The sequence below is a fragment of the Streptomyces avermitilis MA-4680 = NBRC 14893 genome, assembly GCF_000009765.2.
In the GTDB taxonomy this organism is placed as follows: Bacteria; Actinomycetota; Actinomycetes; order Streptomycetales; family Streptomycetaceae; genus Streptomyces; species Streptomyces avermitilis.
The window spans coordinates 6,670,485-6,684,957 of sequence record NC_003155.5; the positions used below are offsets into that span (position 1 = coordinate 6,670,485).

At 67.2% G+C, this 14,473-nt stretch carries 16 protein-coding genes; 3 read left to right on the forward strand and 13 right to left on the reverse strand.

From position 1 onward, the window contains the following. The first annotated feature begins 26 nt into the window (after positions 1–26). The gene (locus tag SAVERM_RS28360) at positions 27–305 is read left to right on the forward strand and encodes a hypothetical protein (protein WP_010986895.1); all 279 of its coding nucleotides are present in this window, start codon (positions 27–29) and stop codon (positions 303–305) included. A gap of 406 nt (positions 306–711) precedes the next feature. After that, positions 712–1,041, forward strand: coding sequence for a hypothetical protein (locus SAVERM_RS28365; protein ID WP_010986896.1), 330 nt, complete (start codon positions 712–714; stop codon positions 1,039–1,041). 72 nt (positions 1,042–1,113) lie between these two features. Here the strand turns inward: SAVERM_RS28365 and SAVERM_RS42815 are convergent, their stop codons facing one another. Continuing rightward, entirely contained in the window at positions 1,114–1,434 is a 321-nt protein-coding gene (locus SAVERM_RS42815; protein WP_010986897.1) for a hypothetical protein, read from the reverse strand. Between the two features lie 115 nt (positions 1,435–1,549). Continuing rightward, positions 1,550–1,903, reverse strand: a complete 354-nt coding sequence (locus tag SAVERM_RS28375; protein ID WP_010986898.1) for a hypothetical protein — start codon at positions 1,901–1,903, stop codon at positions 1,550–1,552. Positions 1,904–1,975: 72 nt separating this feature from the next. Between SAVERM_RS28375 and SAVERM_RS28380 the strand changes: the two genes are divergently transcribed. Continuing rightward, entirely contained in the window at positions 1,976–2,803 is an 828-nt protein-coding gene (locus SAVERM_RS28380) for a GntR family transcriptional regulator (protein ID WP_237528900.1), read from the forward strand. 185 nt (positions 2,804–2,988) lie between these two features. On the opposite strand, the gene SAVERM_RS28385 is transcribed toward SAVERM_RS28380, so the two are convergent. From SAVERM_RS28385 to SAVERM_RS28435, 11 genes are all read right to left on the reverse strand, one after another. Continuing rightward, entirely contained in the window at positions 2,989–3,762 is a 774-nt protein-coding gene (locus tag SAVERM_RS28385) for a peptidoglycan-binding protein (RefSeq protein WP_010986900.1), read from the reverse strand. A gap of 76 nt (positions 3,763–3,838) precedes the next feature. Continuing rightward, complete coding sequence (locus SAVERM_RS28390) at positions 3,839–4,150, reverse strand: hypothetical protein (protein ID WP_010986901.1); 312 nt, start codon at positions 4,148–4,150, stop codon at positions 3,839–3,841. A gap of 14 nt (positions 4,151–4,164) precedes the next feature. Then, positions 4,165–4,389, reverse strand: coding sequence for a DUF7620 family protein (locus SAVERM_RS28395; RefSeq protein ID WP_010986902.1), 225 nt, complete (start codon positions 4,387–4,389; stop codon positions 4,165–4,167). Between the two features lies 1 nt (position 4,390). After that, on the reverse strand, positions 4,391–4,738 hold the full coding sequence (locus SAVERM_RS28400) for a hypothetical protein (protein ID WP_010986903.1): 348 nt from the start codon (positions 4,736–4,738) through the stop codon (positions 4,391–4,393). A 90-nt stretch (positions 4,739–4,828) separates the two neighbouring features. Then, complete coding sequence (locus tag SAVERM_RS28405; RefSeq protein WP_010986904.1) at positions 4,829–5,776, reverse strand: hypothetical protein; 948 nt, start codon at positions 5,774–5,776, stop codon at positions 4,829–4,831. Positions 5,777–5,879: 103 nt separating this feature from the next. After that, positions 5,880–6,068 carry a hypothetical protein gene (locus SAVERM_RS28410; protein WP_037645372.1) on the reverse strand — a complete coding sequence of 63 codons (189 nt, stop codon included), beginning with the start codon at positions 6,066–6,068 and terminating at the stop codon, positions 5,880–5,882. Between the two features lie 32 nt (positions 6,069–6,100). After that, complete coding sequence (locus tag SAVERM_RS43120; RefSeq protein WP_010986906.1) at positions 6,101–7,789, reverse strand: hypothetical protein; 1,689 nt, start codon at positions 7,787–7,789, stop codon at positions 6,101–6,103. 29 nt (positions 7,790–7,818) lie between these two features. Then, the gene (locus tag SAVERM_RS28420) at positions 7,819–8,847 is read right to left on the reverse strand and encodes a hypothetical protein (RefSeq protein ID WP_010986907.1); all 1,029 of its coding nucleotides are present in this window, start codon (positions 8,845–8,847) and stop codon (positions 7,819–7,821) included. Between the two features lie 13 nt (positions 8,848–8,860). Next, entirely contained in the window at positions 8,861–10,045 is a 1,185-nt protein-coding gene (locus tag SAVERM_RS28425; protein ID WP_037645375.1) for a siphovirus ReqiPepy6 Gp37-like family protein, read from the reverse strand. A gap of 9 nt (positions 10,046–10,054) precedes the next feature. Next, positions 10,055–10,990 carry a phage distal tail protein gene (locus tag SAVERM_RS28430; protein WP_010986909.1) on the reverse strand — a complete coding sequence of 312 codons (936 nt, stop codon included), beginning with the start codon at positions 10,988–10,990 and terminating at the stop codon, positions 10,055–10,057. 21 nt (positions 10,991–11,011) lie between these two features. Beyond that, a complete protein-coding gene (locus SAVERM_RS28435; RefSeq protein WP_010986910.1) occupies positions 11,012–14,440 on the reverse strand; it encodes a hypothetical protein in 3,429 nt (1,142 codons plus the stop codon). Positions 14,441–14,473: the final 33 nt, after the last annotated feature.

The window sequence follows — 14,473 nt, forward strand, 5'->3', positions numbered from 1 at the left end:
GGTCGTCCAACGACGAGGGAGGGCCCGTGGGCGTCAGGAAGATCCTCACGATCAAGCTGGAGATCGAGGTCAACGAGAAGGTGACCCGGTACAGCCGCCTGGAGAACACGTACGGGGAGGTGGTCATCGCTGCCATGGAAGCGGCTCGCGCCCACATGCCGACCGACAGCATCGAGCAGATCACCTCTCACGCGCGATGGGAGTACCGCCACTGGGACCCGAAGTCGATCACCTATGCCAAGGGCGAGATCCCGGAGATCGAGGACCTGACGGACGACGAGATCGAGTGGCTGGCCGAGGACTGATCCTCCGGAGGCCCCGGTCACCTCTCGGAGACCGGGGCTCTCTTCACGCCTCGGGCGCCTGACGGTCCGGACGGAATGAGGGTTTGCGAATCAGGGTATCGGGAGGCGCTGTACGCCATCTGAATATGCCCGGATATCCCTCGGATCCCTGAGGACAGATCGAGCCCCTCAGTGCTCTTCCTCTAGCGTTCGTCGTATGTCTTCAACGAATCCCTCGGGCACTCCTCCATTCCCTTCGGAGCCCCCGGGGAGGCCAGGTTTACGAAGGGTGCTGTCAGCCCGGAAGAGGGTCGTCGCACTCGCTCTGTGTGTCGTCGCCGCTGGCGCTGTAGGGGGTGTCATCGCAGCTCAGTCGGATGGAGGGGGCGCCACAGCTTCCGCCTCGGATGACGGCAAGGCCGACGTCGTGGACTCGCCGGACGAATCTCTTCAGGCATGCGCGGATAGTTGGAACGACGGCAACGCGAACAAGGAGAGCGTCGCCTCGATTTCCACCGCCGCACAGGCCGAAAACCCGACTGCCTATGTGCATGTCGGGTTCAGTTCGGTATTCCCGGACAAGTGCATGATCACGGTCGCTAACCCGTCCACGATGTACGCCCAGCAGTACCTTCAAGGGGGCGGAGGCGAATGGTCTCTGGCCCCCGCCTGGACCGGGTCGGTCAACGACCTCGACGGCTCGACCCTCCCGTGGAACGCGCGCATGGCCCAGGACGGCACGATCATCGTCCTGTGACAGAGGCCCCGATCGCCCTCACCTCAAGAGCGACCGGGGCCTCCTCTCGACCTCCCAGGGCCGGGGGAGCCGCTAGGGCATGACCCCGTGAGGGAGTGTGGGGGTGGGCGCGTGCTGGCCCACGAGAACGTCCAGCGCGTGGAGAAAGGCGGTGTGGGTCCCGGCCGCCTGGGCGGCCTCGATCACCTCACCGAGGAACTCGTACGCCTGCTCGTCGGTCAGGTCGCTCAGCCACGGGAAGGCGCTGCTGTGCAGGCGACGGGGCTCCGCGAGCAGGTCGTCCCATGCGAAGTGGGGAGGGTTCCACAGCAGGGTCACGCCGTGCTCTTCGCAGTAGGCCCCCGTCTCGTCCTCGAACGGGAACTCATGGTCGCCATGGATGCACTTCGTCATCGTGCCTCCCTCATGGCCCGGCGCAGAGCGGCTCCCTCGGCGCAGCCCTGCAAGCAGTTCGGGCACTTCAAGACGTGGTCATAGAGGGCCTTGTACGCCCTCAGGTACTCATCGGTCATTGCTCCGTCCCCTGCGTCTTAGAGGTGAGCTGAGCCCACAGTCCCTGCCCGTCGGTGTTCACGCCGGAGAGGGCCGAGAGGCCGCTGATGATGCGGAAGCCGGGGCCGTAGCTCTGGAGGGCGCTCATCTCGACTGAGCCGGCCGCCGTCATCCGTGCGCGAGAGCCCGCCGTGGAGAGGGTCATCTCCACCACGGGGCTTCCCGTGGACAGGACCGAGACGAAAAGCTCGTTGGCCACCTGGGGCGCGTCCGGGTGCTCCAGGCGACAGGCCACCCATCGACGGACCGAGTCGGCTTCTACCGGATGCGCCTTGAACTCCCGGCGCCACGTATGTCCTGATTCGGGCATGCTTGTCCCTCAGCTCCGTGGCTTTCTGTGTATCACATACTCGCTTTCTGTTGCACAGATTGGCGGGCGGGGTTGGCGCTGGTCAAGCTGAACGGTGCAATATGTGTGCAACAGATTGCGGCGATCACTCGAAACGGTGGTGTGGCAGTGGAAAGGCCCGGGTACCTGCGGATCGCCGCTGAGCTGCGGAAGCGCATCTCGTCAGGGGAGTTCGGAATCGGGGATCAGATCCCGACCCTCCCGGCTCTCGCGGAGGAGTACGGGGTCTTGGAGACGACGGTCCGCAACGCCCTTGCGCTGCTCCGGAATGAGGGCCTGATCGAGACACGGGCCCGCGCTGGGACCCGAGTTCGCGAGCGGCCTCCGATCCACCGGCTGACCGCCGACCGCTACCGCAACAAGGCCGGGGTCCCCTCCACGCCGTTCACCCGGGACCAGGGCATCGGCTGGAGTGAGTACCGGCTCGACAAGAAGTACGAGCAGGTAGAGGCCACGATGGAGCTGGCGGCCCTCTTCGAATGCGAGGTGGGAGAGCCGCTGTTGGCCCGCCACTTCGTCTTCCACGACAACGACCAGCCCACCCAGATGAGCGTCTCGTACCTGCGCTGGAGCGACGTGGAGGGATCTCCGGTCGCCGACCCCATCCACGAGCCGTGGCCGGGAGGGACTCAGGCCCAGTTGGCCTCTATCGGCATCCGGGTCACTGAGATCACTGAGTCCTTCACCTGCGGGATGCCGACCGACCACGAGTCCAAGACGCTCAAGATCGGCTCCGGCGTACCGGTGCTGCGGTACACGCGGCGCCACATCGCCGAGGACGGCCGGATCGTGGAGGTGGCCCACCCGATCGTGAGGCGGGGCGACACGACCGTGGTGGACTTCGTCATAAAGCTCGACTGACCCTGAACGCACGAAAGCGCCCCACTCTCCCGGGAAGGAGAGTGGGGCGCTTGTGTGTAGGCTGGTCGTCGCACGGCAAGGCGTGACTGGACACCGCATGACGGGGCCAGGCGAGGCAGGACTTGGGAGGGACGTACGAGCCCTCAGAGGACCCACTCCTTCGGGACTGGGTCCTCATCCATGTGTCAGCCCTTCGGAACGTGCAGAGCTTCCCAGGTCGTCTTGCCCGGGGGCCACTTGGCGGCCGAGCCGGTGAAGCCCTGGAGCCGCTGCCACGCCTCGTAGGAGGCGACGTCGCCGGAGCCGATGGTGTCCTTGTTCGCCGAGGACTTGTACCGGTTGCAGCCGACCGCCACGAGGCGGTCGTGCATGCGGGCCACGACGGGGCTCTTAAGGCCCTTGGAGAACCAGGCGGCCCCGGGGAAGGGCTCGTACTGCTGCGCCGGCTCAGTGCCCGTGGGGCGGGGAGCGCCCTTCTTCACCCAGGCGTAGAGCGGGCCGCCAGGGCAGGAGGTCGCGTACCCGTCACGGTGGCCGAGGATCTCGTCCCCGGCGCCGTGCTGGCGGAGCAGCTCGATGCCGTCGCGTATCGCGGAGAGCATCTCGTCCGTGGGTTCGGTCAGGCCCTCGCTGCCCACCAGGCCCACGATGGCGTAGTGCGCGACGTTCAGCGGCTGGTTGCCATTGGCCCCTGTCCGCTTGCCGATGCCCCGGCCCTCCAAGAGGAACCCGTGGGGGCATGCCGCGTAGTTGTACGCCACGTCGGAGTAGTTCTCGCGGACGTTGGCCAGGTGGCTCTTCCGGATCGCCTGCCACTCGGCCAGGCACCTGGCGTGGTCCTTGAGCAGGTCGACCGAGACGGCCGTCCCCTCGTAGTGGACCTTCACGCCCTTGGTGGAGGTTTGGGTCGGAGCGGCCGAGGCGGGCCATCCGAGCTGGCGTCGTGTCACGAGCTTCATAGCGGCTCCTCAGGGGTCTGGCGGGCATGAAGAAGCCCTCCGGGCCAATGGCCGGGAGGGCGGGGGAGGAGAGGTCTCAGGAGCGCTTCTCGGGGTGCTCTCGCAGGTACCAGAGGTATGAGAAGAAGCGGACCAGGAGGAGAACGTCGATCGCGGTAAGGAACCCGATCGAGATGGCGCTGTCCCACCAGGTCTCGCCGGGTCGGGCACCGCGGATTCCCAGGAGCATGAGGGAACGCGCGTACAGCAGGCCGACGATGATGACCCACCAGGACGCGTTGATCTCGGTGACCCGGAAGAACCGCCGGGGGCGGTGCAGGACCAGGAAGCCGACCGATGCGGCGAGTCCGATCCCCAGGAGGACGTACAGGGTCAGGGTGTAGAGCACGGGGTCCTCCTCGTTCAGGCGTCGCGGTGGAGACGGCCGAGGACGATGCCCTCGATGAAGTCGCTGTAGGCGTTCGCCCTGTTGTGGGCCTTGAGCTGCTCCGTCACCCGGCGGCTCTCGTTCAGCCGGGCCTGGGCCTCAGGCATCCCGGCCTGGGCATCCTTGAGGGACTTCTCGGCGGCCCTCTTCGCGGTCTCCGACTCGGGAGACACCTGGTTCCGACGGGCGAAGGGCCACATCTCAGGCGCTCCCGGGGGCTGTTTGCGGCCGGTGGCCGAACTCTTCGAGGAGCCGGACCATGGCCTGGCCCTGCTCGTTGGCGACGTCGGCACTGGCCTGAGCGGCGGCGAGCTGCTGCCGCGTGAGCTGGTGGGCTTCGCGCTCCTTCTCGAAGGCGTCACGCCAGGCGTCCTTATCCGTCAGGAGGTTGGACATCACGTACTTCGGGACGATGACGCCGATGATCAGGAGGACGACGATCAGGCCGACGACGCCGTACTGGGCGAACTGCCCGAGCAGCTTGCCTATGTCGGGCCCGCCGCCTGCCTCCTGGGCTACGGCCAGGGCCCTGATCAGCTCAGGTACCACGGGGTCTCCTTGCGGGGTCTGCGCAGGAAGATCCGGCGCGGGTCAGGACATGCGAAAGCCCCGGCCGGGGGACCGGGGCTTCATGGCGGATCAGCGGGCGGCGGACACGTTCTCGTCACCACCACCATCGGGGAACTGGTGCCAAAGGGCTTCTTCGGCTTCGGTGAGCACCCGCTCTCCGTTCGCCTCGACAAGCGGCACCCGACTGTCCATGCCAGCGGACGTCAACTCCTCAGGGGTCCTCAGGTCGAGTTCGCAGATGGGGCAAAAGAACCTCCTGGGGAACGCCTCGCCAGGCTTCCCGCTCGTGATCAGGACCGGAGGGCCGGTGAGCAGCGCTCCGAGGTTGCCACAGGCCGGGCACTTGTGTGGAAGGAGCACGGTTCGGCTATTAGGCCAGGTCATAGCCACATTGATCGAGCGCTCCTTCAGGAGCGCCTCCATGGCGGTCTGGGGAAGGGCCTGGGCCCGCTGGGCCACTCGATAGCGCGCCTGTTCGACGAGCCTGCTGAAGTGACGGGCGGCCTTCTCCCCAGCCTCACTCAAGGTCAGCTCCACCAGGCCATAGTGAGGCCCCCAGTAGTGCTCTGGGCCGGATCTGCCCCAGGCCGTCAGCAACGTTGTGCTCGTTCCCACGAACTTGGCCAGGGCGTCGAAAGACCCATCATGCGCAGCCGTGAGATGAGCGACACCGTTCCGTAGCTCGATCAGTTCGTCCAGCTCAGTGTCCTTGGTCTGCGGGAGAACGCCGAGACGCTTGAGTCGGGCGATGGCCGTCGCCGCTCCGATGGTGCGGATCTTCTTTCCCTGCTCCAGGCCAGCGATCTGGAAGAGGGCGTCTTCGTTCCCGTTCCCCTTCGTCTCCAGTAGGAGGAAGGGACTCTTCTGTGCCAGCACCGCCTTGGCGAGTCGCTCGATGCTGACGCCCGCGTGCAGGAGGAAGACCTGTTCGTCGTCCTTCGAAAGAGCGTCCAACGCAGACTGCGCGAACTGTCTGGCACCCGGGAACAGCTCGCCGAAGATCCTGTTGACATCCACACAGGGACGGTAACCGCCCCTGTAGTACAGGGCGATGGAATTTAAAAAGACCCGGCCCCAGGGCGAACCACACCCAGGAACTCCCGGGGCCGGGGGCTTGTGGTCAGTCGTTGTGGGAGTGGCCGCCGTCCTCGCCGTGCGAGTGGCTGTGGCCCTGCTCCTCCGCCGGGGCGAGCTGGGCCCGCAGGGAGGCGTTCTCGGTTTCCAGGGCGCTCACGTGGCGGCGGGTGAGGTGCAGCTCCAGGACGGTGTCCCGGTACTCCTCTACGAGCTGCTCAGGGGTCATCTGCATGGTGTTCTCCAAGGGGTGTGGTTCAGCCCGGATCAGGCCGGGGCGATGGTGGTGACGGTGCCGGACGATCCCCGGTACTTCAGGGCTCCGGCCTCGACGTACAGGACGCCGCCGCTGGTGGGGTTGGCTGTGGGGACCGTCGTGGCGTTGGCGATTCCCAGCACGCCGACGCCCGCGCCCACCGAGGTGGTATTGATCAGGAGGTTGGTACCGACCGAGAACGCGGTGTCCGTCTTCAGCCGTCCGGCTGCCGATCGGTACAGGTTCGCGTCACGCGTGGCCGTGCCGTCGCCCCACTCGGTCTTTCCGTCAGCGAACACGACGAGGCGCCTGTTGGCGTCGCCGATGACGTTCGCCTGGTACGCCCGGTCGGTGGTGGCCGTCATGACGGCGTCGAAACCGGCCGCTGCGCCCGGGGAGGACGACGGCTGAGCAGAGAAGCCCTGCACCGCGTTGGTGCCCCACACCAAGGCGAGACGCGCCCCCTTCGCGGCGGGCGATCCGGTGGTGATCTGACCGTCCGCGCGCTGGACGAACAGGGCGGTTCCGAGCTGAGATCCGTCGTCGGCATAGCGCAGGAGCTGGAAGTTCGTGCCTGCGTTGCCAGTGGACTCGGTGTCCGTGTTGGCCCGGAAGCCCCAGCGGCGGCCGGAGTTCTGCATATCCGAGGAGATGGACAGCAGGACGTCCTTGTTCACCGTGTTGTTGCCGCCGATCCGCAGCGCGGTGTTCTGCCCTGCGTAGTCGCCGCTGGTGATGTTCTGGGCTCGGATGGAGAAGTCCGCCAGGTTGGTGCGAATGTTTGTCCACGCGATGCCGATGGTCGTGGTGTCGACCGCGTTGCTCAGCTTCGACTGGTCGATGAAGGGGATCTCCAGGCGCCCCTGGAGCGCACCGGTAGCGTCGGCGACCTCCAGCTCCCAGTGCCCGTGGACCGATCCGTGGTCGTTGGCCTCGTAGTGCGCGCCCTGCCAAACCACCGGCTTCCACGAGACGCCCGTGGAGAGCGGGTCGCGGGTGGTGGCGTCGTACCCACCCTTCTTGTTCGAGGTCTGCACCGGGATGTAGAACGCCTGCATCGTCTTGGCGTCCGAGCGCATCATGAAGTGCCGGATGTTCTCGCCGAAGCTGCCGACGTTGGCGCGCTGGTACGAGTAGAGGTTGAGCCGGCCGGTGGAGTCCGTGCCGGTGCCGTCGTCGTCCCCGCCGATGTACGAGGAGCCGATGATCAGGCCAGCATTCTCGGAGCGGCCCGCAATGCCCTTGGGCAGACTCGCGTAGCTCGGGCTGCCGCTGCCCAGATTGACCGTGGCCGGGCCGGTGGTGTTTACGACGCCGCCCACGGTGAGGTCGGATCCCGTGCCCGAGAGAACGACCGGACCGGTGAAGGTGTCACCAGCGAGGTTCGCTTTGTTCGTCTGGAGGTCGTCGATGGCGTTGCCCAGGTCTGTCGCCTGCATCAGGGCCCGCCCCCCGGAGAAGCCGAAGTCCAGGTAGATGGTCGTGACGCCGTCCGGCCCGTAGAAGCCGATCACGGAGTACGAGTCGGACGTCACGGTGGTGATCGGCGTGCCGCTCAGGTCGGTCAGGTCAGTGATCTGGGTACCGCCGGAACGGGCGTCCCAGGCAGTTCCGACCGAGCCGGGCTGAAGGACCAGCGAGGTCCCGGACTGGGACACGGTGACATCGGCCGGGGAGAGGCCGAACAAATGACGGGCCATGGCCCCTCCTTGATTCTGTGAGTCGGGGGTCAGGCCGCTTCGAAGGTGCCGGTGATCGTGAGGATGTCGCCGTTCTGGATGTTGAAGGGCGAGTTGGTCAGGATGTTCCGGCTGTTGATCCCGCCGCTGGTGCCGGAGATGCCCTCGGAGAGCGGCACCCGGATACGCGCGATCTTGTTGTTGGCCTCGGTCGGGAACGTCATGCCGGTACCGACGAAGGAGAGGCCGCCGTTGGCAGTGGCCTGGCTGAAGGCGACGTTGAACAGATCGCGGGTGGAGCCCTGGAGTGTGAAGGGCAGCGTCACGCGGATGGGGTCGTCGTACGCCGGAGGGTTGCCGGTGGGTTGGAGCTGGATCTTGACCCAGTAGAGGTTGCCCGAGATCCGCTTGTACCGGCCGATGTTCGTGCTGCCCGAGCCCCAGCTGATCGCGGTCCCACCGGCGTCCCACACGGGCGTGTAGGTGCTTGCGGCAGGGTCCTCGGCGGTGCCGAGGTACTTCCAGCTCGTCCCGTCGCCCAGGTACACGTCCGAGCCGTTGTCGACGTGGAGCTGCCCACGGACCGGGGGACGGCGGTACGCGGCGCTGCCGACGACCGGGGGGCGCCCTACGAACCAGCGGACGTCCGTGACTCCCGCCGGAGGCACGACAGACGCTCCAGCAGCCACGGTGACCCGCGCGAGGGGGATCTCCCAGGTGCCGTTGAGGGTCTGCGTCAGGGACGGGAAGCTCGTGCCGCCCGTCTTGTACTGCACCGTGGTGGCGTCGGCCGATGGGTCCCGGCGCAGGACAATCAGGTCGTTACGGGCCGAGCCGCCACCGGAGTTGGTCGGGACGCTGACGTTGAGCGCGGCGGTGTTGGCGTAGTACGTGCCCTGCACCACGGCCTCTCCGGCCCCCAACGAGACGGTGGAGGCGTTCGAGGCAGTGACCTTCAGGTCCGTGCCGTTCTCGCTGGTGGCGAAGACACCGTCCACCTGGAACATCCGGAAGTAGCTGGACCACTGGTCCTCGGTGGTGATCTGCGAGGAGCCGAACGGGAAGGACGACTGAGTCACCGAGACCTCCAGGTCATGAGGGCTTCCTGGTTTCCAGGCGCCGGAGCTTGTTGAAGATGCGGGCGATGTACTGGAACTGCCGGGCCAGGACGTCCTGGTTGTTCGTGGAGTCCGAGGAGCCGATGACGGCCTTAGCGAGGTATCCGCCCTGCGCGTCGAAGCTGATGCTGACCTCGCGGACCACGTCGGCGAAGAAGTCGCCCTTGACCTGGCACGAGACCTGGTCGCCCACCGTGTAGTCGCGCCCGAACTGGAGGCGCGGGGTGTCTATGGGCGTCATGGTCAAGTTGCCCTGGGCCGCGCCGGAGGTCAGGGCCTCGTTGGCGGCCTGGTTCATCTGGGCCGTGAGGTCCACGGATGCGGTGTCGACGCTCGTCAGGTCGACGAACTGCTCGATCCACGGGCCGGGGAAGGCCGCGTCCGCCCGGGTCGTCACGGAGACCACGCGGGGGCTGCTGCCGCCTCCCGCCACCACGACGGCCTTGGTGCAGGTCGGGGCGGTCACGGAGTACGAGGCGTCCGTTAGGTTGCCCAGGCCGAAGGAGAACTTGGCGGAGGCCGAGAGGTCCGCCGGCTCATAGACCTGGAACTGGAGGTTGCTGCCGACCTGGACGATCCGGAAGCCCAGGCCCGCCGTCTTGGCGATGTCCTGGAGGGCCGTCAGCAAGTTGTCGAACTGGTTGACCTGCTTGGTGATGCTCGCCCCGTGGGCGCCGTCAGCGGCCAGCGTCAGGTTCGAGATCTTCCGGGCCGCCTGGGCTCCCGGCCCGATGTTCAGGTTCACCAGGGCCCGCATGGCCGTCTCGGCCACGACCCCCGAGATCTTGTACACCGAGTCCGTCTGGGAGCCCGGAGCAGCCGTCGGGTTGGGCCAGCAGGTCGCCCCGGCCAGGAGGGTCATGTCGTCGACCCCGTTGACCGTCAGGGTGCCGCTGCCGCCGTCGTTGTCGGAGCGGGTCCAGTTCGGCTCCCGGATGGGGCCGGACATCAGCACGTCGGCACCGCGACGGATCACCAGGCCGTTGCCCGGGACGAGCAGATGGGCCTTGGGGGAATCCGCGGCGATGTTCAGGACGTACGCCCCGACCGCGTTGAAGCGCGGCGTGATGGTCAGCGCGGTGAAGTCGTCGACCACCCCGACGATGTCCAGGCTGTCGTCCCGGACTTGGACGGTGACACGGGGCTGGTCGAAGGCCATCTCCACCCCCTACGCGGTCAGGAAGCGCGGCTGGTAGTCGAGCTGGACCGTGGTGTTGCTGTCCGTACCGACGAGGGTCAGCGAGACGTCGTTCTCGCCGGGCTCCAGGCCCCACAGGTCTGAGTCGGTGGCTAGGTTGGGCCACCAGTTCTGGCTGGAGTTCAGGACGGCCGTCTGGACGCGTTCACGGGTGTCGACGACCAGGACGTCCGAGGAGCCGAGAGAGGCCGTCACAGAGAAGTTCAGGCCCGTTGTGTTGTTCGTGATGACCGCTGACGTGGCTGGGCCGTGGATCGTCCAGACCGGGAAGCTCGTGGCGTCCCCCGGGTTGTCGATCGTGGTGTTGCCGAGGACCTGGGAGTCCCGGACCTTCACCGGCAGGACCGGAAAGAAGCTCCCGGTGGCCCCGGCCGCGTACTCCTGGTGGACGGCCGCCCCGAGCCAGTACGGGCTGGGGCAGGAGAAGGTCAGGCCGACGGTCTGCCAGTGGAGACCGGAGGTGTCCTGCCCGAAGTCGCCTTCCGCGCCGGAGACGTAGTACGCCTCGATGCTGCGGAAGGAGCCGTCCGACTCGGTCAGGGTCAGCGTGCCCAGCCCCAGGGAGGGATTGAGGGTACGGAAAAAGGACCGCTTGCGGGCCATGAAGCCGGAGCGGTCGACGTCGAAGAAGGCCAGTGGGAGGAAGACCTCTCGGGCCTGGGCTCGAAGCCCTCGCAGGGCGTTGCCGTCGATGCCCGGCGAGGCGTCGGTGTAGAAGTCGTACCCGGGCAAGTCCAGGCCCCGGATACCGGGCTGGAGGACCCAGCCGCTCTCCCAGTCGGACAGGAGCGTCGTGCGCCCCCTGGCGTCCGTCCAGGAGAGGCTGGGCACCTCCAACGGCTGTACCGGTGGCGGGTTGATGCCGCCCGGGAGAACGATCCCGGAGGGGCGTACGAAGATCGGCATGCGTGCCCCTCCGGGATCTGATCAGGCGACGAGCGGGCTGTACAGCGCGTGGCTGTCTCGAAGGGCGTCCATGACGGTCTGCCGGGTCGGCTTGTCCGTCGTGTGGGCGTTGAAGATGACCGTCCTGCCCTGCTCGGCTCGCTGTGCCGGCTCAGTTGCCACGCCGCGCTGGACGGCCGTGGCCATCCGGTTCGAGCTGGAGACGATGGCCGCGTGAGTCGCGTCCATGCCCATGACCAGGCCCTGGCCGACGTGCTCGCCGATCTCGGCCATGACCCTGGACGGGGACTTGATCTTCAGGGCCTTCTTGATGGCCGCCTGGATCTTCTTGGCCAGGTCGGACATCGAGTTTTCGATGGCCTTCTGCTGGGCCTTGAGCCCGGTCAGGAAGCCCTTGCCCGCCTGGCTGCCCGCGTCGTACATGATGTCCGCTGCGGAGTTGCCGTACGACGAGCTGACCTTGGCGATCTGGGACTGGGCGCTGTTCAGCGCCTTGAGCTGATCCGGAGTCGCCTTCACCAGAGCAGCGGCGTAGGCCGCTCCGCCATCCGGGCCAGCCGCGATGATCTGACCGATCAGGTCCTTGGACAGGCCCATCTTGGCGAGCTTGGCGACGTTGCCCGAGAAGGTCTTGAGCTGGCCCAGGCGAACCTTCAGGCCCGAGAGGATGCCTCCGGCGTCGAAGGTGTTCCCGCCGTTCGGCAGGGAGGTCATCGACGCGAAAGACAGCCCTGCGGCCTTCTGGTCCTTGGCCATCTGCTGGCCCGCCGCGAGGGACGACGCCACCTTGTCCCGCTTGGCAGCGAGGTCCAGCAGCTTCTTGGTCTGCTGGTTGAGCGTCGCCACGAGGCGGTTGTCCGTGGACCCGCTGAAGGTTGCCCAGATCGACTTGGCCAGGGACGCCGACGTCGACTTGATCTGATCCCGGGACCCGGTGAGTCCCTTGATCAGGCCAGCACCGATCTCCTTCGCCAGCGCCTGCATTTTCTTCGAGGGGCTGGCGATCTGGAGTTCGGTACGGACGCCTGCTTCAACGGCAGCCGCCATGACCCGGGCAGCGTCGTTGACCTTCGACATGCCGTTCGTCATGCCGCTCGCGAGGCCGTTGGCGACCTCCGAGCCCGCGAGACCGCCGGATGCCAGTCGGCTGATGCCAAGGGACCCCTGGTTGACCGCGTTCAGGAACGCCATGCCGTACTTGGCGACGCTCTTCGCGCGGATCACGTACTCGCCGTTGGAGAGCATCGCCGGAATCGAGTCGGACGTACCAGTGCCCGGACCGCGCACTAGGCCGCTGGGATTCCCACCGGCCGCCAGCTTGATCGGCCCTCCACGCGCACGGAACTTGGGCGCGTTCTGTGCCTCGACCTTCTCGTAGACGGTCTTGACGTAGGTCGTCGCCGTCTTGCCGTCCAGGCTGTCGAGCTGGCCCCGGGCAGAGCGGATCTTGGCTTCCAGGTCCTTGATGGTCGCCTTCAGCGCGGACTGCTTCGACGGTGGCACCGTGGCCAGCTTCCGCTTCGCCTCGGCGAGCTGATCCGACCAGTTGTTGATGTTCAGCTTCAGCTTGCCCGCAGCCAGCTTCGGAGCGGTCGACGCAGCGAAGTGGCTGGCCTTGGACTCCGCGGTGGTCAGGCCCTCGATGTAGGAGTCCTTGAAATCTCCGAACGCCTTGTCGGCGGCCTTCAGCTTCCCGCCGATGCCCGGCACCCATCCGAACGCCAACGCGGCACCGTGCGCTACCCCGCTCAGCGCGCTCAGGATGCCGCCCGAGACGAGCGTGAACGCATGGATGATCGTCGGTGCTGCGGTGATTGCCGCGCTCGTCATGTCGATCACGGCGTTGCCGAACTGGCGGGCGCCTTCGAGGATGCCGATCTTGTTCGCGGCGATGGCCTGGTTCAGGCGCTGCAACGGGCCGACCGCCCCGTTGACGGAATCACCGACCGGTGCGAACGCGCTGAAGATCGCAAGGCCCGTGTCCCGCAGGGTTGGGCCGATAATCGCAGCGATGTCGCGGACCGACTTGAGTCCGAAGGTGATGTCCTTGAAGACGGGCCGCAGCAGCACCATCGCGCCGCGTATGGCGTCCATCGCACCCGTGACGATCGACCCGGACAGTGCGAACTGTTCACCGAAGACGGGGCCGAGGTCGCGGGCCACCTCGCCGGACAGCCGGCCGAGGCCGCCGAGCACGTCGTCGATCGCAGAGAACAGGCCGTCCAGCATCTTCGCCGCACCGGGGATCCCGGCCCTCAAGCCGCTGAACATGCTGGGCAGTCCCTTGCTCAGCAGGCCGCCGATGCCGTCGCTGAACGCACGCAGGGTCGGACCGCTAGCGGCGCCGAAGTCGAGCAGACTGCGGGTGAAGGGGCCGAGCGAGGATGTCATCTCGCGGACGAACTGCGAGCCGAGCTTCAGGTTGGCCTGCAAGTCGTCCTGGAAACCGGAGTCCTTCAGCATCCGGCCGACGCCCTCGGCAGCATCTCCGAAGGCCTCGCCCATCTCGGTCATGTGCTTGCCGAGGATCTTGACCACCGGCCCGGCATCCTTCACCGCCCGGGTGAAGCCGGGAAGCATGGCCTTCTGGACCTCGCGCCCGATCGGCGCGAACTCCTTCTTCAGTCCCACGACGGCCTTGGTGAAGGCGCGCTGCGCGGGGCTGAGCTTCTTGAGGGCCTCCTCGTACTTCTTCTGGTCCTTGCCCGCCTGCTCCAGCGCGTCGCCGACCCCGGCGAACCCGAGCTTGAGGGTGCCTGCGGCGAGCCCCGCCCCGGCCATCATCGGAACCAGGGCACCGAGAGCGGGGAGCGCGGACAGGGCGGCGGCCACGCCCACGCCCTTCAGGGCCCCCATGAGGCCCCCGGCCCCACTGGCCGAGCTGAGGGACTCGGTGGCCCGTGAAGCGGCTCCAGAGGCGTCGTCGGCAGCCCGGCGGAAGTCGAGCAGATTGCTCCGTGCCTCGTCCGTCCGGAGGTTGACCGTGACGGTTTGCGTTCGCGCCCGGGTGAGGAGCGCGAGATCGTCGGCCGCCACACGGGTGTCCGCGTCGGCGTTGATGGAGACCGTGCGGGGCCGCGTCAGGTAGTTCAGATCGGCCTGTACGGCCCGGTAGGCGCCCCGGTCGATGACGGGGCGGATGGTGACGTCCAGCGTCCCCTGGAGGCCGCGCAGCTCGGTGGAGAGCCCGGCCTTCATGGCCTGGCCGTACCGCTTGCCGATCTGGTGGCCCTTGGAGGCGGCAGACGCCTCGGCCGTGTCCAGTGAGCGACGGAGAGCGTTGTCGATGCCCGAGAAGTCGAGCGCCTGGGTCATCGACCGGGACAGGGTGCGTCCCAGCTTCTGGCCCAGGCGCTCCATGGCGGGCGTCAGTGCGGCATCGGCCTGAGCGGCGAAGCCCGAGGTTTCGGGGACGATGCTCACTTCGACACGGCCGACGGTGGTGGTCATCGCCCCTCCGATTCAGTTGTCGGGCGGGGCCTG